This window comes from Alkalicella caledoniensis (assembly GCF_014467015.1).
Lineage (GTDB): Bacteria > Bacillota > Proteinivoracia > Proteinivoracales > Proteinivoracaceae > Alkalicella > Alkalicella caledoniensis.
Window position 1 is genome coordinate 285,352 of the sequence record NZ_CP058559.1, and the last position, 25,553, is coordinate 310,904.

General features: G+C 36.5%; 26 protein-coding genes, 1 tRNA gene and 1 riboswitch. All 27 genes read right to left on the minus strand.

Annotated features, from left to right (window positions below; genetic code table 11):
• Positions 1-77: 77 nt before the first annotated feature.
• A tRNA-Pro gene (locus HYG86_RS01445) sits at positions 78-154 on the minus strand.
• A 795-nt stretch (positions 155-949) separates the two neighbouring features.
• Positions 950-2,431 carry a stage IV sporulation protein A gene (spoIVA, locus tag HYG86_RS01450; RefSeq protein WP_213167196.1) on the minus strand — a complete coding sequence of 494 codons (1,482 nt, stop codon included), beginning with the start codon at positions 2,429-2,431 and terminating at the stop codon, positions 950-952.
• Between the two features lie 388 nt (positions 2,432-2,819).
• Positions 2,820-3,848: an NAD(P)H-dependent glycerol-3-phosphate dehydrogenase gene (locus tag HYG86_RS01455; protein ID WP_213167197.1), complete on the minus strand. Its 1,029-nt coding sequence runs from the start codon at positions 3,846-3,848 to the stop codon at positions 2,820-2,822.
• Between the two features lie 14 nt (positions 3,849-3,862).
• The gene (gene plsY, locus HYG86_RS01460; RefSeq protein WP_213167198.1) at positions 3,863-4,453 is read right to left on the minus strand and encodes a glycerol-3-phosphate 1-O-acyltransferase PlsY; all 591 of its coding nucleotides are present in this window, start codon (positions 4,451-4,453) and stop codon (positions 3,863-3,865) included.
• Between the two features lie 19 nt (positions 4,454-4,472).
• A complete protein-coding gene (der, locus tag HYG86_RS01465; protein ID WP_213167199.1) occupies positions 4,473-5,795 on the minus strand; it encodes a ribosome biogenesis GTPase Der in 1,323 nt (440 codons plus the stop codon).
• Positions 5,796-7,112 carry a DUF512 domain-containing protein gene (locus HYG86_RS01470; protein ID WP_213167200.1) on the minus strand — a complete coding sequence of 439 codons (1,317 nt, stop codon included), beginning with the start codon at positions 7,110-7,112 and terminating at the stop codon, positions 5,796-5,798. It abuts the gene before it with no gap.
• Positions 7,113-7,158: 46 nt separating this feature from the next.
• Positions 7,159-7,635, minus strand: coding sequence for a DUF3189 family protein (locus tag HYG86_RS01475; RefSeq protein WP_213167201.1), 477 nt, complete (start codon positions 7,633-7,635; stop codon positions 7,159-7,161).
• A 6-nt stretch (positions 7,636-7,641) separates the two neighbouring features.
• Positions 7,642-8,100 (minus strand): DUF3189 family protein, encoded by a 459-nt coding sequence (locus HYG86_RS01480; RefSeq protein WP_213167202.1) that lies wholly within the window; start codon positions 8,098-8,100, stop codon positions 7,642-7,644.
• 385 nt (positions 8,101-8,485) lie between these two features.
• Entirely contained in the window at positions 8,486-8,689 is a 204-nt protein-coding gene (locus tag HYG86_RS01485) for a capping complex subunit for YIEGIA (protein WP_246451851.1), read from the minus strand.
• The gene (locus tag HYG86_RS01490; protein WP_213167203.1) at positions 8,690-9,613 is read right to left on the minus strand and encodes a YIEGIA family protein; all 924 of its coding nucleotides are present in this window, start codon (positions 9,611-9,613) and stop codon (positions 8,690-8,692) included.
• A gap of 19 nt (positions 9,614-9,632) precedes the next feature.
• On the minus strand, positions 9,633-10,871 hold the full coding sequence (gene spoIIP / locus HYG86_RS01495) for a stage II sporulation protein P (RefSeq protein WP_213167204.1): 1,239 nt from the start codon (positions 10,869-10,871) through the stop codon (positions 9,633-9,635).
• 14 nt (positions 10,872-10,885) lie between these two features.
• The gene (locus HYG86_RS01500) at positions 10,886-11,671 is read right to left on the minus strand and encodes a DUF1614 domain-containing protein (RefSeq protein ID WP_213167205.1); all 786 of its coding nucleotides are present in this window, start codon (positions 11,669-11,671) and stop codon (positions 10,886-10,888) included.
• Between the two features lie 263 nt (positions 11,672-11,934).
• Positions 11,935-12,966 carry a type 2 isopentenyl-diphosphate Delta-isomerase gene (gene fni / locus HYG86_RS01505; protein ID WP_213167206.1) on the minus strand — a complete coding sequence of 344 codons (1,032 nt, stop codon included), beginning with the start codon at positions 12,964-12,966 and terminating at the stop codon, positions 11,935-11,937.
• 3 nt (positions 12,967-12,969) lie between these two features.
• A complete protein-coding gene (rpsA, locus tag HYG86_RS01510) occupies positions 12,970-14,718 on the minus strand; it encodes a 30S ribosomal protein S1 (protein WP_213167207.1) in 1,749 nt (582 codons plus the stop codon).
• 20 nt (positions 14,719-14,738) lie between these two features.
• A complete protein-coding gene (gene cmk / locus HYG86_RS01515; RefSeq protein WP_213167208.1) occupies positions 14,739-15,425 on the minus strand; it encodes a (d)CMP kinase in 687 nt (228 codons plus the stop codon).
• A gap of 100 nt (positions 15,426-15,525) precedes the next feature.
• The gene (gene aroF, locus HYG86_RS01520; protein ID WP_246451852.1) at positions 15,526-16,323 is read right to left on the minus strand and encodes a 3-deoxy-7-phosphoheptulonate synthase; all 798 of its coding nucleotides are present in this window, start codon (positions 16,321-16,323) and stop codon (positions 15,526-15,528) included.
• A 15-nt stretch (positions 16,324-16,338) separates the two neighbouring features.
• The gene (aroH, locus tag HYG86_RS01525) at positions 16,339-16,689 is read right to left on the minus strand and encodes a chorismate mutase (RefSeq protein ID WP_213167210.1); all 351 of its coding nucleotides are present in this window, start codon (positions 16,687-16,689) and stop codon (positions 16,339-16,341) included.
• A 2-nt stretch (positions 16,690-16,691) separates the two neighbouring features.
• Positions 16,692-16,868, minus strand: coding sequence for a hypothetical protein (locus HYG86_RS01530; RefSeq protein ID WP_213167211.1), 177 nt, complete (start codon positions 16,866-16,868; stop codon positions 16,692-16,694).
• A complete protein-coding gene (locus HYG86_RS01535) occupies positions 16,856-17,455 on the minus strand; it encodes a class I SAM-dependent methyltransferase (RefSeq protein ID WP_213167212.1) in 600 nt (199 codons plus the stop codon). Before HYG86_RS01535 ends, HYG86_RS01530 begins: the two co-directional genes overlap by 13 nt.
• Positions 17,456-17,470: 15 nt before the next feature.
• On the minus strand, positions 17,471-17,905 hold the full coding sequence (locus tag HYG86_RS01540) for a hypothetical protein (protein WP_213167213.1): 435 nt from the start codon (positions 17,903-17,905) through the stop codon (positions 17,471-17,473).
• 86 nt (positions 17,906-17,991) lie between these two features.
• The gene (locus HYG86_RS01545) at positions 17,992-19,251 is read right to left on the minus strand and encodes a heme ABC transporter ATP-binding protein (RefSeq protein ID WP_213167214.1); all 1,260 of its coding nucleotides are present in this window, start codon (positions 19,249-19,251) and stop codon (positions 17,992-17,994) included.
• Positions 19,244-20,272 carry a FecCD family ABC transporter permease gene (locus HYG86_RS01550; RefSeq protein ID WP_213167215.1) on the minus strand — a complete coding sequence of 343 codons (1,029 nt, stop codon included), beginning with the start codon at positions 20,270-20,272 and terminating at the stop codon, positions 19,244-19,246. The genes HYG86_RS01545 and HYG86_RS01550 overlap by 8 nt, the downstream gene beginning before the upstream one ends.
• Entirely contained in the window at positions 20,265-21,089 is an 825-nt protein-coding gene (locus HYG86_RS01555) for an ABC transporter substrate-binding protein (RefSeq protein ID WP_213167216.1), read from the minus strand. Before HYG86_RS01555 ends, HYG86_RS01550 begins: the two co-directional genes overlap by 8 nt.
• A 114-nt stretch (positions 21,090-21,203) precedes the next feature.
• A riboswitch (cobalamin riboswitch) is annotated at positions 21,204-21,387 on the minus strand.
• 18 nt (positions 21,388-21,405) lie between these two features.
• On the minus strand, positions 21,406-23,430 hold the full coding sequence (glyS, locus tag HYG86_RS01560; RefSeq protein ID WP_213167217.1) for a glycine--tRNA ligase subunit beta: 2,025 nt from the start codon (positions 23,428-23,430) through the stop codon (positions 21,406-21,408).
• Positions 23,427-24,224, minus strand: coding sequence for a glycine--tRNA ligase subunit alpha (locus tag HYG86_RS01565; RefSeq protein WP_213167218.1), 798 nt, complete (start codon positions 24,222-24,224; stop codon positions 23,427-23,429). Before HYG86_RS01565 ends, glyS begins: the two co-directional genes overlap by 4 nt.
• A gap of 166 nt (positions 24,225-24,390) precedes the next feature.
• On the minus strand, positions 24,391-24,798 hold the full coding sequence (locus HYG86_RS01570) for a DUF4342 domain-containing protein (protein WP_213167219.1): 408 nt from the start codon (positions 24,796-24,798) through the stop codon (positions 24,391-24,393).
• Between the two features lie 11 nt (positions 24,799-24,809).
• Positions 24,810-25,553, minus strand: coding sequence for a DNA repair protein RecO (gene recO / locus HYG86_RS01575; RefSeq protein ID WP_213167220.1), 744 nt, complete (start codon positions 25,551-25,553; stop codon positions 24,810-24,812).

The following is a 25,553-nucleotide window of genomic DNA, read 5'->3' on the forward strand; positions in this document are numbered from 1 at the left end:
CTCTAAAAACTCCCGAAAGCACAAAAAAACCCTTGAAATCAAGGGCTTTACATTGTATCAAATTTATAGTTTTTGAATGGTCGGACTGACAGGATTTGAACCTGCGGCCCCTACACCCCCAGCGTAGTGCGCTACCAAACTGCGCTACAGTCCGACTTTTGACAAAGATTATAATACTACATAATATTTATTTTGTCAAGGGATTTTTGGCAGAAATCGCATTTCGCAGTTTGCAGTTTGCAGCTTGTTTAGGTTATTGATGGTTTTGTGGGTATACCCACGCTGAAGCATGGGCTACAATTGTTGAGGGGGTTGGTATTTTTTCTTGGTTGTCTGTTGGGGTTATTTTATTTTTTTGTTGTGACCCAGCGTAGCAGTAGGACGAGTGAGTTTTAGGCCCAGCATGTTTACATGATGTAGGAGTTACGGTGAGCTAAATTTTGTTTTGTGGGTCTGCCTACGCTGAAGCATGGGCTACAATTGTTGAGGGGGTTGGTATTTTTTTATGGTTGGCTGTTGGGGTTGTTTTATGGTTTTTATTGGGACCCAGCATGTAGCAGTAGGACGAGTGAGTTTTAGGCCCAGCATGTTTACAGGATGTAGACGTTACGGTGAGCTGATTGGGTTTTTTGTTTTGTATTGCGGGTCTGCCCACGCTGAAGCATGGGCTACATTTGTTGGTGGTGGGGCTTTATTGAGGTGGGTTGTTGGGGTTGTTTTATTGGGACCCAGCATGTAGCAGTAGGACGAGTGAGTTTTGTCCCAGCATGTTTACAGGATGTGGAGGTTACGGTGAGCTGTTGGGTTTTTTGTTTTGTATTGCGGGTATGCCCACGCTGAAGCATGGGCTACATTTGTTGAGGGGGCGGGGCTTTGGTTGAGGGTGGGTTGTTGGAGTGTGGGTAGATAGAAAAAATAAGCTGTTGACATAGGTCAACAGCTTTTGTTGTTAAAGGATTATGGCTATTAGGCCACCGCTTCCTTCGTTGATGATTTTTTCAAGGGTTTCTTGTAGTTTTTCCCTTGCGCTTGGAGGCATGTTCCCAAGCTTATTTTGGATGCCATCTTTAACAAGCTCATGGAGAGACTTGCCGAAGATATTGGACTCCCAGATTTTTTCTGGGTTGTCTTGGAATTCGTCTTCGATGTAGTTTACTAAATCTTCGCTTTGTTTTTCTGATCCCACTACAGGGGCAAACTCAGATTCTACATCTACGCGAATCATATGGATAGATGGAGCACTTGCTCTAAGTTTAACACCAAATCTGCTGCCGTGTCTTACTATTTCTGGCTGGTCTAGTGTCATTTCTTCTAGTTGTGGTGGTACAACACCATAACCTGTAGCCCGTGCTTCTTCTAAAGCATCTTTGATGTAAGTGTAGTCCTTACGGATCTTCACTAATTCTTGAAGTTGTGCAAGTAAATCTTCAGGCCCTTCTAATTCTAAACCTGTTTTTTCTGAAGTTACTTTATAGAATAGTTCTTCTGGACATTCTATAACTATTCTTGCTTGACCTGTACCTAGGTTTACATCGTCAAGGGTCACACGGCTTACGAACTCTTCAGCTGAAACCTCTTCTGTAACTCCATCAAGGTCTCTAACTTTATCAAGTTTACCAACCATATTTTTTACAACACCGTTAAATTTGTCTTTTAACCAATGGTCTCCTTCTAGAACTTCTAACCATTTTGGAAGCTGAATTTTAACTTCCACTATTGGGAATTCATAAAGGGCTTCTTCTAATATGGAGTTGATGTCTTGAACACTTAGTTTTGCGATGTTGATTGGCAATACAGGAACACTATACTTCTCTTCTAGATCCCCTCTAAGTTTTAATGCAAACTCAGAATTTGGATCTGCTGTGTTAAGTACCATTACAAAGGGTTTACCTAGTTCTTGAAGTTCTGTAATCACCCTTTCTTCAGGCTCAATGTAGTCACCTCTGTCAAGTGAATCAGATATTGTCCCATCGGTGGTAATAACAACGCCGATTGTTGAGTGGTCTGTTATTACCTTTTTTGTTCCGTATTCAGCAGCTTGCTGGAATGGAACTTCTTCGTCAAACCAAGGAGTACTAACTAGTCTTTCTCCTCTTTCGTCTGAGTAGCCAAGGGCTCTACTTACAGTATAGCCAACACAGTCTACCACTTTAACTTTCATTTTTAAGTTTTCTCTGATAACAACTGTTACAGCTTTCTCAGGGATAAACTTAGGTTCAGTGGTCATTATAGTCTTTCCACCACTGCTTTGGGGCAACTCATCCTTTGCTCTGTTCCTTTCGTGGTCGTCTTCTATGTTAGGTAGTACGAGTTGTTCCATAAATTTTTTAATGAAAGTCGATTTTCCTGTCCTTACCGGTCCTACAATACCTAAGTAAATATCTCCACCGGTTCTTTCTACGATATCTTTGTAAAGATCAAACTCTGCCAAGGTTTTTCCCTCCCTTAAAAATACAAGATATGAATACTTTTTACTGTATGTATATGCAAGTATTTTTTTTAATATTACAATTTAATGAATGTAAAACTTTTTTTAATATTAACTTTTTTATTTCCTACGTGGCAATTTTTTAAATGAAAATATATCAACTTTTTGGGGCATAGTTTCTGGAAATAATCTAAAATGAAATAATAAGTCACTATTTATTGTTTGGTAATTGTTTATACAATAATTTTAGTAATAGTTATGGCTAGCCCCCTTTACTTTACACTAGTCCAACTCACATCACTTATATTTATTCAATTATATATAAAAAAGAACCATTTATAGGTTCTTTTTTGCTTAAATATATTTACTTTTTCAATCAATAAACCCTTGACTACCAGTTTTCCCGCTCGGTTCTAACAACCTCTTCTGTTTCATGGGTCTTACCCCTGAGCATTAAGTCAATTACTGCTGTTTTGGCGTCTTTTTCTTCAAAAAGTACTTTGTATAGTTCTTCTGATATGGGCATTTGAATATCATATTTTTTTGACAGTTCCTGCACTGCTTCTGTTGTACGAACACCTTCAACCACCATGTTACTTCCTTCTAGTATTTCTTTTAATTTTTTGCCTTGACCTATTTGGTTTCCGCAGCGCCAGTTTCTACTGTGCTGGCTTGTGCATGTTGCTATAAGGTCTCCGAGGCCTGCAAGGCCCGCAAATGTATGGGTGTCAGCTCCCATGGCTACACCTAATCTAGCTATTTCCGTAAGTCCCCTTGTAAGGAGTGCTGATTTTGTGTTGTCACCAAATTTTAGCCCGTCGCTAATACCAGCTCCTAAGGCTATGATATTCTTTAGGGCTCCACCAACTTCCACACCTATTATATCAGGATTTATGTAGACCCTTAGTTTCGGTGACATAAAAACATCTTGCACGAACTCTGCTGTTGATTTCTTTTTTGATGCGACGACAGTGGCAGTAGGTAAATCTTTTCCCACTTCCTCTGCATGGTTAGGTCCTGATAATACTGCTATAGGGTGATCCTCTCCTAATTCTTCAGCAATCACTTCACTCATTCTCAGTAGTGTGGACTGCTCAAAGCCCTTTGAAGCAGATACTACAACGGTATTATTAGTAATGAAAGGCTTGATCTTTTTGATAATATCCCTCATAACCATGGATGGTGTTGCCATCAATACCAGCTCGCTGTCCTTTACTGCTTCTTCAAAATCATTTGTAAAGTGGACATTTGCTGGAATGATTACTCCTGGAAGGTAATTAACATTTTCTCGGGTTTTGAATAGATTATCACATATTTCTTTTCTTCTTGCCCATAGGGTAACAGAAAAACCTTTTTTAGCTAACACGTTTGCCAAAGCGGTGCCCCAGCCACCTGCACCTATAATTGTCATTTTACGCATTTTTTCACCTCACCCTATTTCTTCTCACCTATTTTTGATTCAATTCCTTTGATTAATCGCCCTATATTTGCCCTATGTTTGTACCATGCCATAATAGCTACAATAAAAGCAAAAAGCATATAGTATATATTTGCACCAACAAAGTAGTAAATTAAAATTGGTAATAGTGCCGTGCCTACTAAAGAAGCAAGTGATACATATCTAGTTATATAAACTATAATGGCCATGGTTACCATAACAATTAAGGCTGCTGGTGCATTTAAGCCAAGTAAGACACCTACTGTGGTAGCAATACCTTTTCCACCCTTAAAACCAAAGAATAGAGGCCAATTGTGACCTATAATTGCAGCACCCGCAGTCAAAACAATAAGCAGGTCTTGCTCAGGATAAAAATACTTTGCTAATTGTACCGCGGCAACACCCTTTAAAATATCAAGAACTGAGGCAAAGATAAAAGCTTTCACCCCTACATTTCTTAACACGTTTGTTGCACCTGCGTTTTTGCTGCCATGTTCTCGAATGTCCATCTTGCCAAATAACCTACCGGCTATGTAACTGAAGGAAATAGATCCTAAAAGATAGCCTATTAGAACTAAAATGTACACTTGAGTATCACCTCCTGTATTAGTCTTCGCTTCTTTGCCTTGTTAACATTCTTAATGGTGTTCCTTCAAATCCGAAGGCAGTTCTCAATTGATTTTCTAAAAATCTAAGATAAGAGAAATGCATCAGTTCTGTATCATTTACGAAGAAAACAAATGTTGGTGGTTTTGTTGATACCTGACTTGTATATAAAATTTTAAGTTGTCTTCCTCTATCAGTGGGAGGTGGTGTAACAGCAATACTATCGAAGATAACATCATTTACAAGACTTGTGGATATACGTTTATCATTTTCTGCAGCCACTTGTTTTGCAAGGGGTAATAACTTATGGGCTCTTTGACCTGTTAATGCAGATACAAAAATAATAGGAGCATAGTCCATATATCCAAGTTCATTCCTTATATTTTTTGTAAATTCTTTAACTGAGTGGTTATCTTTTTCTAGGAGGTCCCATTTATTAATCATAATAATACAACCTTTTCCCCCCTCATGGGCAAAGCCTGCAACTCTTTTGTCCTGTTCTGTTACTCCTGTGGTGGCATCTATAACTAAAATTGCCACATCACTTCTTTCAATGGCTCTAATTGAGCGTAATACACTATAGTACTCGACATCATCATCTACTTTACTTTTCCGCCTTAGTCCAGCGGTATCTACAAGTATAAAGGTTTCTCCATCCACTATTACTTTTGAGTCGATGGCATCCCTTGTGGTTCCTGGTATATCACTGACTATAACCCTGTTTTGACCTAAAAGTTTGTTTACCATTGAAGATTTACCTACGTTAGGTCTTCCGATAAATGTAACTTTCAGTATTCCTTCTTCTTCTGTTTCATCGTGCTCTTCAGTAAAGTTAGCTATTACCTCATCTAATAGGTCTCCTATGCCAAATCCATTTGCTGCAGATATTGATACCATCACAGGAAATCCTAGGGAATAAAATTCTATGAAGTCTAGTTCTTGTTTCTTATGATCTTCTATCTTGTTTACAGCTATAACTATGGGTTTTTTTTCACGCCTTAATATTTGAGCTATTTGTAAATCTTCTGTTGTTATGCCTGTTCTTGCATCAACCACAAATATTATAACATCGCACTCATCCACAGCTACCTGAGCTTGCTTTGTTACATCGTTTGCCAGCACATCGCCTTCATCGAAGGTCATTCCTCCAGTGTCCACAAGGAAAAACTCTTTATTTAACCACTCACCTTTACTGTAAAGTCTGTCCCTTGTTGCTCCTGGTCTGTCCTCTGTTATTGCCAGACGCTGTCCTACTATTCTATTAAACAATGTAGATTTACCTACATTTGGTCTACCTACTACTGCAACTATTGGTAATGCCATTTAAATTCCTCCTAATATATCTTTTATTTCTAAGGGGCTACTTACAACGTGAACTTTTGCTTTTAAATGTCTTTCTAACTCTTCAACTGTAAGTCCATCTAGAAATATAAGTTGGTCGTCTTTTGTTGCTGCTTTAGGGATAATTATTTCCCCAAGTTCCATGACAGATTTTTTTTGATTTTGCAAAGATTCTAGTATATCCTTCCCTGTTAGTAGACCAGCCACGGTTATACTGGCTCCAAAGAAATGGTTATCAACAACAATTAGGTCAGCTGTTAAATTTTCCACCTCATTTAAAGCATCTTCTAAAACCTTTACATACCTCTGGGGAGATTTAGCTGTTACTAGGGTAAATTTCCTGGTTTTGTTTAGTTCTTTAGGTAAATTGACTTTAAGTTCTTTAATATCTTCTAAAAAAGTAGATATAATACCTACCCCATTTTCTAGCTGAGGATATTCCTCATAATACTCGACTGCTGGGATGGGAAGGTCTGCGTTTACAAAGAATTCATCTGCTGCATATACTGTATTGTACCCACATATCTGTTTAAAAATATCTTGATATAAGTTAGTAGTATTTATTATTTCTCGACTTGTTTCTTTGTTGAATTTCTCTAGGGGGTAGCAGTTTGTTCTATGTTCTGTAAGCCCTACTGGTACAACAGATAGTGATAGTAGGTTAGGCAATAGTATTTTTGCATCTTCTAAACTTTTTTTAAGTATTTCACCATCGTTTATCCCTGGGACTAGTACAAGTTGTCCATGAAAATCGATATCATTTTCTTTAAGCTTAGTAAGGATCTCCATGATCCTTGCAGCTTTTTTTTGCCCCATTAATTTGACCCTTGTTTCTGGGTCAGTTGCATGTATTGATATGTAGAGGGGACTCATGTTCAGGGTAATTATACGGTTTATGTCTTCGTCTGTAAGGTTGGTTAAGGTTACATAGTTTCCAAACATAAAGGACATGCGATAGTCATCGTCCTTTACTCCTAAGGTAGACCTCATACCTTGGGGTAGTTGATCGATAAAACAAAATAGACAGTTATTATGACATCTTTTTATACTATCTAATGTAGGATCTTCAAATATAATTCCTAAATCTTCGTCATATTCCTTTTCTATTTCGTAGATTTCTTCCCTTCCATCTGCTTTTTGAACATATAGCTCGATAAATTCTTCTGTTTGAAGTAATCTATATTCTATAATATCATTTGGTTCTTGTCCATTGATACTAACTAGCTTATCACTCGGAGCTAAGTCTAGTTCATGAGCTATGGAGTGTTGCTCAATTTCTCTAATAGTTAGATTTTTCATAATTAACACCTCATCTTAATACTACATCTACAATTATTATATAAAACTATACTTTCGTCAAGGATTCCCTATACCCTTTACTAATTTCTTTTGCTGTTTCAACTTTATTTTGAATTTCTTTAGCTGATAGTAAAATTCCTAGGGCTGTAAATCTTCTACCGATATTTTTTTGTTTTAATGCCTTAGACACAAATCCTCCTAAGTGAACCCTCCAATTTATTTTGTCTAGGGCATCAACAAATAAATATTGATCGTCATTTATTCCATTTACCTGTAGAAAGCTCTTTATCAATTTTACTATCATTTCTTTGTTTTTACCATATCCTACAAAATATATTTCGTTTTTATTTTCGTCTGTGCCTAAAAGAGTAGGAATTCCTTTGATTTCAGGGGAATTTAGATCAAAGTAGGTAAAATTGATAATTTCTCCATATGTCAAAGGATAGCTTAGTTTATTAAGATGAAGTGCCGCGGCAATAACAGAGGAATGTGCCCCTCCATAGCAGTAGTAAAAAATTTTCATATATGTCTACTCCTCTATGTTCTTTTTTGTTTCCTCAGTTATTTTGGCGAGATTAAAAAAAGCCCTTTGGGTTCCGTATAGTACCAAAGGGCGACCTATTTTTATTAAACCTAAAGCCCTAGAAAGAAATCCTCCTATACGCATATACCAGTTAACTGCCTGTATAGTGTCTACTAGCATATAGCTTTCTTGAGGAATTCCCATGATGCTAGCTATATTTGTGAGGGATGTTTTGCCAAACTTGCGATCTGACCTCAGTCCCACAGAGTAGATCTCATTTCCCTTCTCATCAATTCCTATGTACTGAAGGATTCCATGATCCTCGTTTTTTTGAGAGTCATAGTAAGATAGGGACATTAGTTGTTGTTTAGTGGGGACTAGATCTTTTGAAAGTAGCCCACAGTGTATGTAGCCAACAACAACAGATGAATGAGCCCCACCATAACAATTGTAGATTATTTTCATTGGCATGACCCTCCTTTCAGTCGTGTCGCCAGCTGAACGCTATCGGGTATTTTCAGAGGGGTCGGCAGAACGCTTTTACGTATTTGCTTGGGGTCGGCGGAACGCTTTTAGGTTATTTCGGGGCGGTCGGTTGACAGGAAAAGCTTTTAAGGTAAAGGGATTTTTTAACCACTACTTCTCACTAAAGGGCTCGACACTATTAAAAGCAACCTTGCTGCCCGCAAAATGCACTTCCCTTAATCTCTTTTGATTTTCCTAACCACCGACCTTCAAACAGCCCCGATAGCGTTCTGCAGTCCTCCATGTAGCTAATTAGCGTTCTGCAGACCTGCAAAACGGTCCCGATAGCGTTCCGCTTTGGCAAAGCTACTGACAGTCTTCGCTGTCAGTGCTTTGCCAAAATAAGTACCCCATTTTCTAAGTCGTGGACTACTGCTACTGTTATTCTTGCTAGGTAGGTGGAAATTTTTTGTTGTTCTTCTCTGTCTTTAGCTATAAATATTGGTGCGAATCCACCTTCCATTACTTTATCTTTATCTTCCGGTGTTATTACTATGGCATTTATCATTTTGGTAATTTGTGTATCCATCTACTCACCTTTTCCTTCGTTAAGTCTTACAATCCCAGCAGCAGACGGTTTTGAAATAGCACTTTCCAGCACAGGAGTTCTTTCAACTGCATCTATTAGATCTTCAATATCACCGTGTGTGGGTACTATAATCAGTGCAATTGTTCCTTTATCTAAATCACGCCTTGCCATGGGTGTAAACTCTGCGGAATCCACTTCTTTATGAATCCCCATTAGCTTAGAGGCTATGTGTACCAGTGCCTGTCTTTGGCCAACATTGGCTAAAATAGGAACGGCATCTTTATCTTTTGGTCTTATTATTACACCTAGTGCCCTTTTTTCTATGATTTCCTTGGATTCTATTATTCCTAGGTTCATTATGTGTATATCATCAACAAACAGATTTGCTTTATCAAAGTGAACACGGCCTTCATCAACATCCGCTATATCTATGATTCGCTTTCCTTCCATGTAACGTATAGCTAAAAATACTAAGATTATAGCAAAGGCTAGACCACCAAGGTATGCCCACCATATTCCAAATCTTTCATTTATCAACCATGTTACTGCACTGGTAAATATAGTTACAAGTATTACTAGATAGTTTCTAGCTTCAAAGGCCCTTGCTACACCTTCTATAAAATCCGGTCCCCTTGGAACTAGTTCTGCATTTTCAAGTTTGGATAGGGTTTCTCTTTCAATATTCCTTATATCTCTAAATTGCTGTGCGGCCAATGCTAAGAATGTAACAGCTGCGAAGTCTTTTTCGATAAGTGCTGGGATAGCCACAGAACCTAAGCCTGCGGCTATAAAGCCCAGCGATAAGTGTGCCAGTGCCCCATGGGGATAGGTGGGGTATTGTCTATAGTCTAATTTAAGCATCATAAATCTCGCTAATGTTCCTACTACAACGGTGAACGCAATTATCTGTATGTGGTTTTCCATTTTTCATCAACCACCATTTCTATTTTTTCTTTTTCTTTTTCTTAGGTTTGCCTTTTAAAGTGTTTGTAAACTCCTTAGTTGTAAAGTTTTTCAGTTTAGAGCCAACTTCCCCTAGTCCACCACTATTGATTGCTAGGAAGGCAATTCCACCAACTGCTGCAATACCTAAAATCCACAGTATTGTTCTCCCGCCACCTCTAGCTGTATCTCGGGCAGCTGGGGTTTGGGCTTGCTCATCCCCTGCACCAGGTGAGGCTTGTGGAGATGATTGGTCAGGCTCGTCACCGTAAACATAGCTCACAACAACATCTGTGAATGATTCTATGCCGGAAATTGCCAAGTCCTTATCTTGTGTATATGTTCCAGCTTCTAATAATAACGCCCTGGGAGACATATCTTGATTGTAATTACCCCTTGCTTCAAAAATACCTTTAATCAGTTCAGGGTTTTGTTCATCTGCTACATTCTTTAAGCCTTCTGCGAAACTCATGGTTTCTGCTTGATTTTGATTTTGTTGCCCTACAACAAACATAACCTGAGCAACTTCTTCTCCATCTGCTTCACCTGCGTACTGTTCTGCAGGTACTGCATCCCTATGGACATCGAATATGGCAGCAGGGTCTTCGTTTAGCAGCTCATCAACAGTTCTACGGGAACGTTTATATGATCCTGCATCATGGGGGTCGTGATTGTTTTCTGAGTATACAACTTCTATTCCCCTTGCTTCTAGTGAGTTCTTAAAGGCTGCTCCAACATCATAAATACCACCATTGTCTTCAATACTCTCTGTACCATCTGTGGGAACATAAGACTCAGCAGAGTGAGAGTGATAAATGGCTATGGGTCCTGTATTTTCAGTGGATGTTGTTTGATTGCCTATGTTGAACCTACTAAATAATGCAGCCCAAAAATTAGGCTCTGGCTTAGCATGTTTAGCTGCTAAGTCCACATCTCTAATGAATCTAGCTTTTGCTGTAAGATTTTCTCTATCTACTTCGTAAACTCGAAATTGTTGATTTTTGTTATTTAAAAACTGGTCTCCCACGTGCATAATTCTTGCTGTCTGTAATATTACATTATCATCATCATCTACCATTGTATAGAATTGGCCTTCTCTGAGCTCAGTGATGTTTATAAAGTCAAAAAACTCTTCTAGCATTTCGCTTGCTGCACGCACTGGTTTTTTTTCGTAGTTAAATGCCATTATAGTAGTTAACATACATACTACTAAAAAGTATATTAGTTTTTTGTTTCTCATATTTTTTACCTCCTTTAGTGTTTATTTTTATCTTTCTCTTGTTGTCTTCTCTTTTCGTCTAGGGAGGCTATTTTGTTGTTTTCTTGAAGGTCTTCATCCTCATCTAACTCGAAATCCTCTTCTAAGTTTTTCATCATGTTTGCAAACTCCACACCTTTTAGGTGACGTTTCAAGTCCTCAGGTCTATCATCAGATGGCCCACCACCAAGCCTTTCCCGGGTTTCTCCTACAACCTCAGCTAAAACAACTGCTAAGATACCAGCTATAACCACTGCATCGTAAATACCTGCTCCACCTATTGTAGTTCCTCCTAGTTCCGATCCACCAATTGCCAATGAAATTACGTAGAAGACATCTGTAAGTATTACACCCATTACACCTGCTATGAATGAACTTCTCCTTGATCTACCAGCTAAGTATCCCACTACACCAGCAACAATTGCGTACATATAAAGTGGGTCAATGAACATTTGTCCAGGCTCTTCAGGCATAAATCTTTCAACACCATATACTGCAATTGCGGCAACCAGTGAAGCAACAACAGCACGGATTTTTTCCTTAGCTGTACCTGCTTTAATAAATAGGTAAGTAACTAGTATTAGTGGAACTAGCCCTCCTCCCACGTTAATACTGAGATTTGCACCTAATGGAATATCTGGTAAGTATGCTCCGAAGAACATTGCGCCTATGAATAAAAAGGCTGCCTTGTCACTTAATCTCATCCTATCTAGTATCCGTTGGGCTAAACCAAAGAATATCAAAACTGACACGATTGTTAGTGTTATTGGACCTATAGGCATTTTTGTTTTTCCTCCTTTTTGTCTTTAGTACAATTTTGGGTCTATGTTTATAATTTCCCTGTATAAAGCTTGGTATGTATTAATATAAAAAATGAGTGCATTTTTTAAGGAGGTTGCCGTTGGCAACAGGTTCGCTTTTAGCGAAAGGTTTCCTAACGTCAATAGGTTTGCTTGGCAAAAAGGTTTTAAAAAACTAAAGCCTAATTTCTTAACTGCCTAATAGCTAACTTGCGATCTGCGAACATGCAAAAAGAACCCTAAATTTAGGGTTCTCTATTCATGTGTCTTTTTATGTCTTCTTTGTATATCTTGCTTACTTTTCTTAATGAGCTTACATCTTTTGCTCCCGTTAGTGCTGTAAAAATTTTTATTTCTTTTATGAACTTTTCCATGAATTCTAGGGATTCTTTTAGGGTGTAATTGTGGCTTAGGTTTAGGAATAGTCCTGCCATGGATACATAATCTGCTCCCATACTCAGGGCTTTAACTATGTCTAGGGGTCTATTTATTCCTCCACCTGCTATAATCGTAAGGTCCTTTATGGCACTTACTTGAGCTAGTGAATACGCTGTGGGTATCCCCCATGAATAAAGGCCAGGATCTATGGGTTGATACTTTTTCCTCATCCCTTCGATGGAAGTAAAGTTTGTTCCTCCTAGCCCTGCTATATCGATAATTTTTATTCCTATTTTCTTCAGCTCAAGTGCTGCACCATAGCTTATTCCACACCCAACCTCCTTAATGATTATGGGCACATCTAGTTTTTCTTTAATATGCACTATGTTTTCCATAAGGCCTGAAAATTCACGATCACCCTCATGCATAACCATTTCTTGGGCTGGGTTTAGATGGAGTTGTATAGCATCGGCTTTTAGCATATCCACTGCTTGATACACACTTTCTACGTTGGATTTTGCACTTAAGTTAGCTATAAAAATACCCTTTGGATTTACACGTCTTATTGCTGAAAAGCTAGTTTTGTAGTTTGAATCCTTTAGGGCGATGGTCTGTGACCCAACTGCCATTGGTATGCTAAGTTCCTTTGCTAGTTGGGCTAGCTTTATATTTATGTTGGTAGCTAGTTTAGGACCGCCAGTGATTGCGTTAATGATAATGGGGTAAGAAATGTTTTTATTTAAAAAAGTAGTGGATAGGGATACATGGTTATATCCAACTTCCGTGATGCAATTATGTAACAAGTCAACCTGAGAAAAGCCTGACATATAAGATTGCCCTTGCTGTTTTAAGGCAAGGGCAATATGATCTATTTTTCTTTTTAATCGCAAAGATTGCAAGGACTAGTCCTCTTTTTTGAATAGATCAGCGAAGCGATCTCCTAATGTTACGTTTAGTGATTCTGTTTGAGCATATTGACTGAAGTCTTCTTTAGTCTTTGCTTCTTTAATGCTCAGGCTAATCCTTTTTGATTTTGCATCAACTTCAAGGATTTTAACTTTTACTTGTTGACCAACTGCTAACACTTCTGCAGGTTTAGATATGTGATCATCGGAAATTTGGGAAATGTGTACTAGACCATCCACTTGGGGCGCTAACTCTACAAATGCTCCAAAATCTGCAAGTCTAACAATCTTACCTTCAACGATTTCCCCTTGTTTTATAGCTTTTATGTTGGATTCAAATGGACTTGGCTGAGTGGATTTTAGACTCAAAGAGATCTTTTGCTTCTCTTCATCTAGTTTTAAGATATCCACTTCAACTTCTTGACCTACCTCTAAAACTTCTGACGGGTGGTTAACTCTGTTCCATGAAAGGTTTGAAACGTGAACCAATCCATCGACTCCACCGATGTCAACAAAAGCTCCAAAATCAGCCATTCTTTTAACTGTACCTTTTACTCTTTGACCTTCTTTGAGGTTAGCAAATGCTTTGTTTTGAGCACCTTGTTGTTCTTCAAGTAATAGGTCCTTTCTTGATAAAATAACTTTGTTTTTTTCTTTATCCAGCTCTTTTACATAAAATGTAAGGTCTTGACCTACAAACTGGTTTAAGTCTTCAACAAATCTTGTATCAAGTAGTGATGCAGGCATAAATGCCCTAATCCCTAGATCTATAAGGATTCCACCTTTTACAACCTCAACTGCTTTAGCAGTTAGTGCTGTTTTGTTCTCAAATGCAGCTTGAATGGTTTCCCATGCATTTTCTTGCTCTTCACCTTTAACTTCTTCTTGTCCGTTTAATTCGTTTACCATACTTATAACCTCCCTTATAATCCAATCTGGTGTAGAAGCTCCGGCTGTAATACCAACTGATTTAATATTATTGAGCCAGCTTGGATCTATTTCCTTAGCTTCTTCAATTTGATATGTAACTACGTCTAAACTCTTACATATAGACGTTAGTTTAGCAGTGTTAGAACTTTCCTTACCACCTATAACCAATACCATGTCCACTTTTTCCGCCATGTCCCTCACGGCACTTTGACGTTCATTGGTAGCTTTACATATGGTGTTGTGAACTTCAATATCCATAGCTTGTTCCCTTAGCTTTGAGATGATTGTATGGAATTTTTCCATGTTAAATGTCGTCTGAACAACAACACCAATTGGTTTAGATAGATCTAGCTTTAGGTCTTGGTCTTGGTCTTGCTGATACCCTTGTAATTCCTCAAGATCATTAATAATAATTCCTTTATATTTAGCCCAACCATTTATCCCAATAACTTCGGGGTGGTTTTTGTCCCCTAAGATAATTAGTTGTTTGTTATTCTCTATTATGTTTTTAGCTATTCTTTGTACATTGGTGACAAATGGGCATGTTCCATTTATAACTGTGTTCTCACCGGCTTCTAATTTTGATATTACTTCTGGTGAGACGCCATGGGATCTTACTATAACTGTCTTATTATTTATACCCTCAGGACTCTCTATATAGTCTACACCTTTTCTTTTGAAGTAGTCAGTTACAGATTGATTGTGAACTAAAGGTCCAAAGGTCACTGTATTATTAGAAATATTCTTTTCCACTAACTCAACAGCTATTTTTACACCACTGCAAAAACCAGAGTATTTAGCTATAATAATTTCCATTTTATCACCTATTTTAAAACTTATTTAGAATTTAGAATTTCTATTTTGCGTTCCACTTCTTGCTTTAATGATTCTACAACTTCATCAATGGTTTGGTTTGATGTATCTACTAAGATGGCATCAATAGCCTGGATCAAAGGTGCATATTCCCTTTGTTGGTCTATTTCGTCCCGTAAAGATATCTCTTGAGCTATTGTGTCTAGATCCACATTGAATCCTTTTTTGTCTAACTCTAGGTATCTACGATGTGCCCGTGCTTGTAATGAGGCAGTCAAAAAAAATTTAACCTCTGCTTCAGGAAGTACCACTGTACCGATATCCCTACCATCCATTACAACTCCACCACTTTGGGCCATTTCCCTTTGGAGTTTTAGCATATACTCTCGTACATGTTTAGATTTTGCAACTAAAGAAACATTGTTACTTACTTCAGGCTTTCTTATCTCGTATGTTACATTTTTGCTATCTACGAAGATTTGATTTTCTTTACATACATTTTTAATTTCAATATGTGTTTTTTTTATTAGATCCCTTAAAGTATCTTCATTATTTATATCATATTTCTTTTTTAAAGCCTTGAAGGTCAGTGCACGATACATTGCACCTGTGTCAATGTAACAATACCCTAATTCCTTAGCTAGTCTCTTTGCCACAGTGCTCTTACCAGCTCCAGCGGGTCCGTCTATGGCAATTTGTATGGGTCTCACAAAAATCTCCTCCCTAAATTTAACCAACTTTTAAAAATCTACTTTTCTTGCACTTAACAAATTTCGACATTGATGACTAATATCCTTTAAATTTTAGAATTTATTTTAATAAGGGATTTATTTCTTCCATAAGTGTTTTGAAACTTGTAAAGTTTAAGGATTGTTCTCCATCGGAGAGGGCTTTATATGGATCGGGGTGAACTTCAATCATTATACCATCTGCTCCACAGGCAAGGGATGCTTTGGCCATTGGCTTCACTAGTTCCCAACGCCCTGTGCCGTGACTTGGGTCCGCTATGATTGGTAAGTGGGAGAGTTCCTTTATTATGGCTACACATGTAAGGTCTAAGGTATTCCTAGTGTAGGTTTCAAAAGTCCTTATGCCCCGTTCACATAATACCACATTTTCATTACCACTAGTAATTATATATTCAGCGGCCGTTAAAAATTCCTCAATTGTTGCCGCCATCCCCCTTTTTAATAGTATGGGTTTTTTATAATTACCCAATGCTTTTAGGAGTTCGTAGTTAGTCATATTTCGGGCACCAATTTGAATCATATCACAGTAGTTTGCAACTAACTCCAAAGAAGCTAAGCTTACTGCTTCTGAAACAATAGGCATATTATATTTTTTCCCAATTTTATTAAGAATAATTAGTCCTTCCTCTTTTAATCCTTGAAAGGCATATGGTGAGGTGCGGGGTTTATATGCTCCACCCCTTAGGATATTCACTTTATTATCCTTTAAAAAGCTAGCCACGGTATCCATCTGTTGTTCACTTTCAACAGCACAGGGCCCTGCTATTATTATCTTTTCTTCTCCAATATTTACTCCGTTTACTTGAATTATAGTGTTCTTTCCTTTATTTTCTCTACTTACAAGCCTATATTGCTTCAACTGGGTACCCACCTCCTACTTTAGATCCGGTCGTAGCTCCATTGCTCTTCTTAGATATATATGTTTTGTTTGTTTTTTCGTTTTTTCACAGTGAATTATGACACGTATGCAAAGAGGAATTGCCTTTTCCATCTCCGCCTCCTGGACACAAAAAAGTGGGATATCTGTAGCGAAATTTTCTCTGAAGAACTTTGCAGGGTTTGCTGCAGTTATGTCCTTAGTTACAGAAAAAATTAAAGATATTATTTCTTCTGACACAAGATTATTTTCCTTGTATATGGTATCCACAAGTTCAATGGTGGCCAATTTTATATCTTCTTCATTATTGGCTTCTATGGTTATTGCGCCCCTAATAGCTGCGATCATTTTTATCTCCCCTCTAACCTAGTTATTAGCACTAGCACTCTATTTACTGCTGGAATTCCTAGAAGTAGTTGTACTGTAATTATGCAAATACCTAAGATTATTAACATTTTAGTAATTTTACTAAAGTTTTTTTCTAAATATTTGAAGGGATCGAAGTTTAAGCTATCTATTTTAAACATTTTATTATATGATAGCCTCCTTTTTTTTCAACGGTTTCAACAGTTGAAAAAAATCCTTCAAGGAATTTAGCCATGGATTTTGCCCCTTGTTTTACCCTCACCACTATCCACAGCTGTCCTGCTTCTAGAAGGTGTTCATGACAACCTCCAAGCAAGTTATACACCTTTTCCTTGCCTGTCCTAATTGGTGGGTTTAAGAAAATTACATCAAATTTCTCAACAATATTTTCGAACCCATCACTTTGTAGAATATGGGCTTTCACACTGTTGGTAGCACAATTTTCCTTAGCTAATTCAATTGCCCTATTATTTATATCTGACATGGTAAGTTCTATGTTTGATAACTTTTTTTTCAAATAAACACCAATAAACCCATAGCCTGTTCCTAGGTCTAAGACCTTCTGGTTTCCTAGGCTTGGGTTTAGTCTTACAAATGTTCTTACTAATAATTCACTTCCCTTGTCAACAGATCCCATGGAAAAAACCCCATGGTCATAACTAAATGTCATAGTAATGTTTTCTTCATGATATATAAATGTTTTTTTATGGGACTTGACTTGGGGGTCCTTGCTAAAATAATGTTCCATTGATTTCCTCCGTATTTATCTCATTAGATCTTCCAGTTTTTCGTTGTATTCTTTAACCATACGGACAAGTAGCCTTTCACCTTGAAACTTATCCAGGCTTAGATCCGATGGCTCAAGTATCTCTACTCTCCTAAAACTATCCCTTAGAATGAGAGGCAAAAGATCTTCGAGAAAGTCAGCATTTAGTATAACCTCTATTGGTGCATATGCCACCTGTGAATTATCTTCGTCTAATATATATATTTCCCCATCTGAAGATATTTTTTCATAGGTGATTCCCTGTAACGGCAAATTCTTTAATAAATTTACTTCTTTAAGGCGATTTTGCTTAGCCATTGCTTTATTGTCACTAGAGCCGAAAAAGAGTTTAGGTGTTTGTACCACAGCAGGTACGTCAAATCTAAGTTTGCACTTTAGTTTAGGTTTTCTATCTAAAATAGTAACTTTCATGTCTTCCCCTCCTTAGCCACATTTTACCAAAGAAAGGCTTAACTTTCAATCCCCCTGAGGCTTACAAAGGGATGTTTTAAATGAGCTTATCCTTCTTGTAGAAAATGATATAGTTCTTGAACATTTTTAGCAGTACTTACTTTTTCACCTCTTATGATCTCATTAAAAAGTAGTTCTGCCTTTTTTTCCATAGTGAAGTCCCTTTCTTTAAATTCTTTATCACCTATGATAATAACTTTTTTCCCTTTTGCTTCTGCATATTTTATAGCTTCAAGATTTTGTATATTTCCATGCCCAAAGGGTGTATTGCATAGGATTACTATATCTGCTTTTTCAATAAACTTAAGATTGTCTATGTAGTTTTCTTGGGTTATAGGGCTATAGGATTTGGCTGTAACGGTTTCTATATTCAGTTCACATGCCTTTTCCCAGTCCAAATCTCCCTCGTTTACAACACCCATGGATATGTTTGTACAATGGGTAGACAGTAATTCTAATATGTTTACACTACTACCTCCACCTGGGATGATATGAATTTTTAAATCCTTTGATATAGTTACATTTTCAGAGTCCAAGGTTTTGATAAATACCTGATTTGCAAAATCATCCCAGGTAATCTTAGTGGTAATATTATATATTTCTTTTATTGTGTCAGGTGTTATTACCTCTTTTGGTTTGCCAGTTTTATGTATTTTACCTCTATTTAGCAAAATCAATTCTTGGGAGTATTTTGCAGCTAATTGTATATCATGTAAAACAGAGATTACAGTGAGTTTATTTTGTTTATTTAGTTTTTGAACTAGTTTTAGTATTTCAAGCTGATAATTTAGATCTAGGCTAGCTGTTGGTTCATCTAGTAGTAGTATTTTAGGTTTTTGTGCTAGGGCTCTTGCTAGTAAAACCCGTTGTTTCTCTCCCCCACTTAGTTTGGCGAATCTCCTTTTTTTCAGACTTAACACTCCAACTTCTTCCATGGCTTTGTTAGTTATTTCAATATCTTCTTTTGTTATGGAATGAAAGATAGAATAGTTTTTATGATAACGACCCATTTGTACAATCTCTTCAACTGAGAATTCAGTTTCTATATGGGTATTTTGTGGCAGCATGGCTATTATTTCTGCCCTCTCTTTAGGGTTTATTTGTGTAATCTCATGATTATCAACAAGTATTTCACCTTTTTTAGGATTTATTAGTCCAGCAATTGTTTTAAGTAAAGTTGTCTTTCCACTGCCGTTTGGCCCTAGGATAGTATAAATTTTCCCTTGTTCGAAGGTACAATTTATAGAGCTTAGTATTTTAAAGTTGTTTATCTCTACGCTTAAATTTCTAACTGTTATCTCACTCATGGTTATTCACCCTATTAGTTTTTTGTTTTAGTAAAAATAAAAAGAAAGGTCCACCTGTTAAAGCTGTTATTATACCCACTGGAATTTCCCTAGGAATCATGATAGTCCTGGCCAATAAATCTGCCAAAGTCAGAAATATTCCTCCCCAAATGACGGAAAGGGGAAAAAGTTTTAGGTTGTTTGAACCAAAAATTAACCTAAGTGTATGGGGAACAATAAGCCCTACAAATCCGATTAGGCCACTTACGGAGACAACGGCTGCTGTTGCTAGGGTAGCACCAAGTATTATTATCTTTTTTGTTTTCTCTACTTCTACCCCTAAAGTCTGTGCCTCTTCATCACCTATAAGTAGTATGTTTAGATCCTTAAGCTTCAGTGCGATTATTAACAAACCTAATACTGCAGGAATAAAAACTACAGTTATTCTATTCCAACTTGCCCTTTGCAGGTTACCCATGAGCCAAAAAAAGATTTGCCTTATACTATCGTCAGTAAATAGCATTAAGAAAGAGATGATTGCTGAAAAAGTAGAGCTTATTACTACACCGGCTAATATTAGGTTTATGGCATTTATTTGCCCTTGGCTTCTAGCTAAAAAGTATACCAGTATAACAGTTGTTACAGCGAATACAAATGATAAAAAGGATACTGCGGGCAAGAAAAAAATAGAAGTACCAGCAAGCACAGTCATGGCCAGTGTGGCACCTAATCCCGCACCACTGCTTACACCTAAAGTATAAGGTTCTGCCAGGGGATTTTTAAGTATAGACTGAAACGCTACTCCACATCCCGCAAGAACTGCACCAACTAACATACCTAAAATTACCCTAGGCAAACGCATTTCAAAGAGTATTACATATGGCGTTGAATCTGCCAGTTGTTGATTTGTTAAATATTTATATATTCCATCTAAGTTTATGGACGTGAAAGAAATGGGGGTTGCACCGAAGGCTACCCCCAAAATTGTCACAACAAATAAAACTAGTATACTTATTAAGTATGTTTTTTTCAAGTTACTCACCTTTTTGTATTATATTAAAAATAGATTGAATCCCTTCTACTATCCTATTACTTGGTCTAGATGTAAGATCTCCATCAATTTGAATAACTCTACCTTCTTTAACAGCTGTTAGGTTTTGCCATGCTGGTAGTGAGGTTATCTCCTCATCTGGTGGCCAGCTATAAAGTATGTATTGTGGATTTAGTTCTAGTAATTTCTCTTGGGATATTTCATACCATCCGTCTTCAATGGCTGCTGCGTTTATTCCACCGCTTCTTCTAATTACTTCATTGGCAAATGTATTGTTGCCACCGGTCCAAAAGGATCCGCTATCTATTAGCATAAAAACAGTGGGTTTTTCTTCAGCGAATTCTGCTTCAAGGGCAGACAAATCACTTTTCATTTCGCTAATGACTTGTTGAGCTTTGTCTTCTTTACCTATAAGGGCTGCTATATCTTCGATGGAAGTATAGATTTCGTCAATTGATTGAGGATCTATTACAATTACTTCTAGTCCCATGTCTACTAGCCTATCATAGGGCTCTCCATATGACATCAGTAAAACATAGTCAGGGGCAAGGGCTACAATTTTTTCATAGTTTGGGTTCCATGAGTCTCCCACTTTTTCAATATCTAGTACTTCTGCTGGATAATTACAAAAATCTGTAACTCCTACTAAATTGTCTAGACCACCTAGGGCCGCTACGATTTCAGTATTACTAGGTGCAATGGAAACTATCTTAACCTCACTTACTTCATCCTTGGGCTGGTTTGTAGAACATCCAACAATTGAAAGGGCAATCATAAACACTAGTATAATCCCGGAAAACTTTTTCAATTCTCTCTCCTCCAAATTTTGATATTTAGGGCGCTATAAAAAAATAAACTGCCCATTTATATTGGGCAGTTATAAACATAGTACTAGACGCAGCCTCTTTTTGCCCCCGAAAAGAGTTTTGCTTAAAGTTTGGCAGGTCTCCTGGCTTAGGCTTTAAAGTAGTTATCCCTTCCCATTATTTAAAAATAACAGTGGATTGATAAGTACCTATACCTATACAGTGGCGGGTCCGCTCAGGCATCTCACCTGATTCCCTATTATCCTCAATAGCTGAGGCACCAAATCTTTAGTATCTATACTAATTATAACTTATTTACTATTTATTAACAACCCTATTTTTAAATTTACTGAAATCACAGAAATCTAAAAATAGGTCGTATATGTTTGTTAGTATGTTTAATCTGTTTAACCTTATGGCCTCATCAGTTGTATAAACATATATGTTATTTAGAAACTTCTCTAAGCAATAGTTTAGGGAGTGTAGTTCATAGAACGCACTTTCAAAGTCTCCTGTGTCTATTTTGTCATAGTAATTTTTCTTATGATAAAGAAAATTTTCATAAAGTTTAATTTCTATATCTTCAGTAAGAAATTCAATTTCTATTTCATTCATAGGGTTGGACCCAATGAGATTCTTAAGGCGGTTAAACACCACAACGGTGTCTTTTAATTCAGTGTTTTCTATAATACCATGTAAGAAATCACCCTTACCTGATATTAGTGTTATATTTGTACTGCCATTGGCAACTAAGGCGTCTACAATATGAGAGTCAAAATCTTGCTCCTCGAGGTAATGCTTAATTCGCATATTGAAAAACTTTAGTATATCTTTTAAGAGTTTATCTTTGTCCTTTTGTTTTAAAATATGGTAGGACTCATACAAATTGATAGCTAGGTTGGTTATCCTTTTTAAGGATATATCCATTTGAGTTTTTTCAATTATTCTTATTATACCATCGGTTTTTGCTTTTAATTTGTATATATCGTCATTTCCCTTAGGGTATATGCCAACACTAAAAAGACCTACTATGGTATCTATCTTATCAGCAATACTTAAGATGGAACCAGCCATGGTTTGTGGGAGCTTAGGTTGGTATTTAATAGGCAGAATGTATTCTTCTATGGCTTGGGCTACCTCTTGACTTTCACCCCACTTTAAAGCATAGTTCTTACCTACTATTCCGTGTAACTTAGGGTACAAAGCTACTAAAGGGTTTGTTAAATCGTTTTTCGATAGTTCAGCTGCTCGTTTAGTGTAGGTTGTTATTGGTTCCCCTATGCTCAGTAAATCCGATATCTTGCCAGCTATATGTTTAACCCTTTGTACTTTGTCATACATGGTACCTAGATCTTCTAAAAAGACAATATTCTTTAGGGAGTGAGTATCTTTAATAAAATGATTGTCCATCTCGTCATTATATACCTTTTGAATCTGTAGAAGTTTCACTTCAACGGACTTGGTATAATTAATTACAGATATTTCTGCAACCTTTCTATCCAAAATCAGTGCAATGTTTTTTGATATTTTATCTCCTTTTTTGAAAAGTACTACTTCTGGGTTAGTTGACAAAAAGAACTTTAAAATATCATCGGGTAGAGTAATTGACTGACTTAAGTGGGATAAGTATATTTTGGGATGCTCTGAAAGGCCAGTTATTATATCCATTTTTGCGAAAAAGGCTTTTGATTTTATGGAATTCTCTATTTTTTTTATTTGATGCTTTATTGTTTCTTCCCTTTGGTTTGATTTAAGTAATACCCCTTGTTCATTCATTAGTTTTAAATAATGATCTATATTATGGACTTCTACTTTTTCGTCTAAAAATAAAGTAAATTCCTTTGAGCTAAAATCTTTATGATTTACAGACAAAACTTCTCCATCAAATATTACTAGGATATTTCTAATGTTTTTCCATATATTTACGCTATTTAAAATCTTCACTATGAAGTTTGGAAAAATATCTTTTATAGGTTTACATTGCTTTTTACCAGATAAATAAATATATTCTTTCCCACAAGTTTCCTTAGTTGTTAATCTTAAATTATTGTTACCTTTTTGATGGATAAATTTTTTGTAAATATATGTTGGATTGCCCTCATCATCGTAGCAAATATCCTTAGCTGGACCTTTTATTTCCATGTATTCAGAGATTTGTATATCTTGATAATAGCTAGAAATAATAGCTATTCTTTTAGAGGTAGTATAGATATTTATGTCTTTTAAGGGAATGCGAAGTTCCTTTGCCCTTTCAATTACTAACTTTTCTAAAGTTTTTTTATATTTTAGTATGGATTCCGGTGAGTTGTTTTGCGTACATATTTCAAGCAATAACTGCTTCATGATAGTGGTACTCCTCCAGTTGTATTTCCTTGTAGGCATTTTTGGGTTAGCGATGCTATTTTTTTATCATACCCAATTTTTTTAGTTTTACTGATATTTCCCCTAAGAATTAACAATTGATATATGAAATAACATTGCATCAAGAAAATAAAACCCACTTTTCCTAAATCCCTACTTAAACAGTAAATAGTTTCATCAAGGTAGTTGTCAAATAGGTGGAACAATAGTTTTTTACTACAGTCTTTATAGAGGTACTCACCGAACTCCCCTGTAACTGGCATTTTCTCTTGTTGATGGATAGCTTGTTGTGGCATATTTAGATTAAGATCAAAGAAAATTGAGTTTTCATTTTTTTGCCCAGCAAAACGTTCTATAAATCCTGTAAAGCCCATTTTATAACCATCTAAATATATATCCCAACCGTATAGTTTAACTCCTAAGATTTGATTTTCTATTGTTTTTTCTTTAGTTTCCCAATAACCAGATTTGTTAATATTGTTCATTAGGTTCTTTATCAAATCAACGGGGTGGTAGCCTTCTCCTTTAACTATTCCAGCTAGGTGTTGTTCAATACAACTGGTGGCCGAAGTCCCTAAGATATATTTAGTTTTATTTACAACTGCATCGATGGTTATTGCTTTACATTTATCCTGCTTAATTGATTGTGCTATGAAAAAAAAGAGGTTTGGACTTTGTAATGTATTGCTTTTTAGAAATAGTCCCGGTGTTAGCTCTTTAAATTTATATTGGTGGAAATAATCCCGTATCTTACAATTTAACTCCAATAATTCCATAATTTCCTCCTAGAATTTGATATCCAGCCAATTTTAGTATTTACTTTTATCATCTAAAAGATTATGTAAAAAAATTACATTCAGTATTTAAGAGTTAAATTAAATAAACCTATTGATAACAGTTTTGAATCAGAATTAAAAAAACGCCCTAATGTGGGCGCCTTTGTTACTCTTGATGTTGTTCTTGTTGTACTGTGCCTGATCCTGGATCTTTTTTTCTTTCTATTTCTATGGTACATTTTGCCACTAGTGCAGAAAGTACACCTAGTATGGCTAAATGTGGAGCTATTAATACTCCAATGGCCCCTGCAGTTACGGGAATTTCAACTATGGTTTTCTCATTAGATTTAACTATTATTTTGGTAACATTTCCTTGGTGGATAATTTCTTTAATCTTATCTACTAGTTCTCCACCAGTTACCGTTACCTGTTCACGCCATACTGATGATTTGTCTTCTAACTCTATTATCGCCTTTAAAACATCACCATTGGTTCGTTCTAGGGCCTCATGGGCTGCCTTGTAGCTACAACCTGTTCTTTCTCTAATTATATCCACTTTGCGTAATTCATCCATTGTCTTTCCTCCTAAGTATAGTTTTTTAAAAAATCTTCACTTTTGAAAGTGCGACCATCACAATGGTACTTTATATATCTAACTAGTATGCTGTCTACTACTGTAAGATCATTTATAGATATATCTATCTTTAGTATATCTTCAAAAGTGGATTTTAATAATAGGAGTAACAGATAAATTTCTTTTTTTGCTAAAAAAGCTGTTTTTTGCGGTATGCAGTTTCTGCAGATTATGCCACCATCTTTTATACTAAAAATAAACTTGTTGTCACTATGACCTCTGCCACAGTGTACACAGGATGCTAACTGTGGGCTATAGCCAAGTAAGGCCATTGCTTTTATTTTGAAGGCACTTAATATAACTGAGTGATTATCAGGGTATCTATTCAAGTAATCCAAGGTTTTGGCTGTAAGATCAAAGACCTTTGATTGTTCTTGAGCAGAGGGTAAAAAGAAATCTAATAACTCACATATATAGTACGTGCTAAAGGTAAGGCTCAAGCTTTTCATGAGATTTTTATAGTGATCTAAAACATCTGCTTGTCTTAATAGTGGCAGATTATTATTTTTTTGATAATATGTGTATTCACCTAATGTAAATGGTTGAACGCTTGAACTTAGCCGGCTTTTTAATTTTTTTGCACCCTTTGCCAACATCTCAATTTTGCCATTTTCCTTAGTAAAAATAGTGACAATTGTATCTGCCTCTGAAAAGGGAAAACTCTTTAGGACAATTCCTTTAGTTTTGTATAGCAT

What these genes read in the sequence shown, in the direction of transcription:
- HYG86_RS01455 (WP_213167197.1), bottom strand. Translation starts at nt 3,848, where the DNA reads ATGCGTAAAATGACAATTATAGGTGCAGGTGGCTGGGGCACCGCTTTG.
- der (WP_213167199.1), bottom strand. Translation starts at nt 5,795, where the DNA reads ATGGCATTACCAATAGTTGCAGTAGTAGGTAGACCAAATGTAGGTAAA.
- HYG86_RS01470 (WP_213167200.1), bottom strand. Translation starts at nt 7,112, where the DNA reads ATGAAAAATCTAACTATTAGAGAAATTGAGCAACACTCCATAGCTCAT.
- HYG86_RS01475 (WP_213167201.1), bottom strand. Translation starts at nt 7,635, where the DNA reads ATGAAAATTTTTTACTACTGCTATGGAGGGGCACATTCCTCTGTTATT.
- HYG86_RS01480 (WP_213167202.1), bottom strand. Translation starts at nt 8,100, where the DNA reads ATGAAAATAATCTACAATTGTTATGGTGGGGCTCATTCATCTGTTGTT.
- HYG86_RS01485 (WP_246451851.1), bottom strand. Translation starts at nt 8,689, where the DNA reads ATGGATACACAAATTACCAAAATGATAAATGCCATAGTAATAACACCG.
- HYG86_RS01490 (WP_213167203.1), bottom strand. Translation starts at nt 9,613, where the DNA reads ATGGAAAACCACATACAGATAATTGCGTTCACCGTTGTAGTAGGAACA.
- spoIIP (WP_213167204.1), bottom strand. Translation starts at nt 10,871, where the DNA reads ATGAGAAACAAAAAACTAATATACTTTTTAGTAGTATGTATGTTAACT.
- HYG86_RS01500 (WP_213167205.1), bottom strand. Translation starts at nt 11,671, where the DNA reads ATGCCTATAGGTCCAATAACACTAACAATCGTGTCAGTTTTGATATTC.
- rpsA (WP_213167207.1), bottom strand. Translation starts at nt 14,718, where the DNA reads ATGGAAATTATTATAGCTAAATACTCTGGTTTTTGCAGTGGTGTAAAA.
- aroH (WP_213167210.1), bottom strand. Translation starts at nt 16,689, where the DNA reads ATGATCGCAGCTATTAGGGGCGCAATAACCATAGAAGCCAATAATGAA.
- HYG86_RS01530 (WP_213167211.1), bottom strand. Translation starts at nt 16,868, where the DNA reads ATGTTTAAAATAGATAGCTTAAACTTCGATCCCTTCAAATATTTAGAA.
- HYG86_RS01535 (WP_213167212.1), bottom strand. Translation starts at nt 17,455, where the DNA reads ATGGAACATTATTTTAGCAAGGACCCCCAAGTCAAGTCCCATAAAAAA.
- HYG86_RS01540 (WP_213167213.1), bottom strand. Translation starts at nt 17,905, where the DNA reads ATGAAAGTTACTATTTTAGATAGAAAACCTAAACTAAAGTGCAAACTT.
- HYG86_RS01545 (WP_213167214.1), bottom strand. Translation starts at nt 19,251, where the DNA reads ATGAGTGAGATAACAGTTAGAAATTTAAGCGTAGAGATAAACAACTTT.
- glyS (WP_213167217.1), bottom strand. Translation starts at nt 23,430, where the DNA reads ATGAAGCAGTTATTGCTTGAAATATGTACGCAAAACAACTCACCGGAA.
- HYG86_RS01565 (WP_213167218.1), bottom strand. Translation starts at nt 24,224, where the DNA reads ATGGAATTATTGGAGTTAAATTGTAAGATACGGGATTATTTCCACCAA.
- HYG86_RS01570 (WP_213167219.1), bottom strand. Translation starts at nt 24,798, where the DNA reads ATGGATGAATTACGCAAAGTGGATATAATTAGAGAAAGAACAGGTTGT.
- recO (WP_213167220.1), bottom strand. Translation starts at nt 25,553, where the DNA reads ATGCTATACAAAACTAAAGGAATTGTCCTAAAGAGTTTTCCCTTTTCA.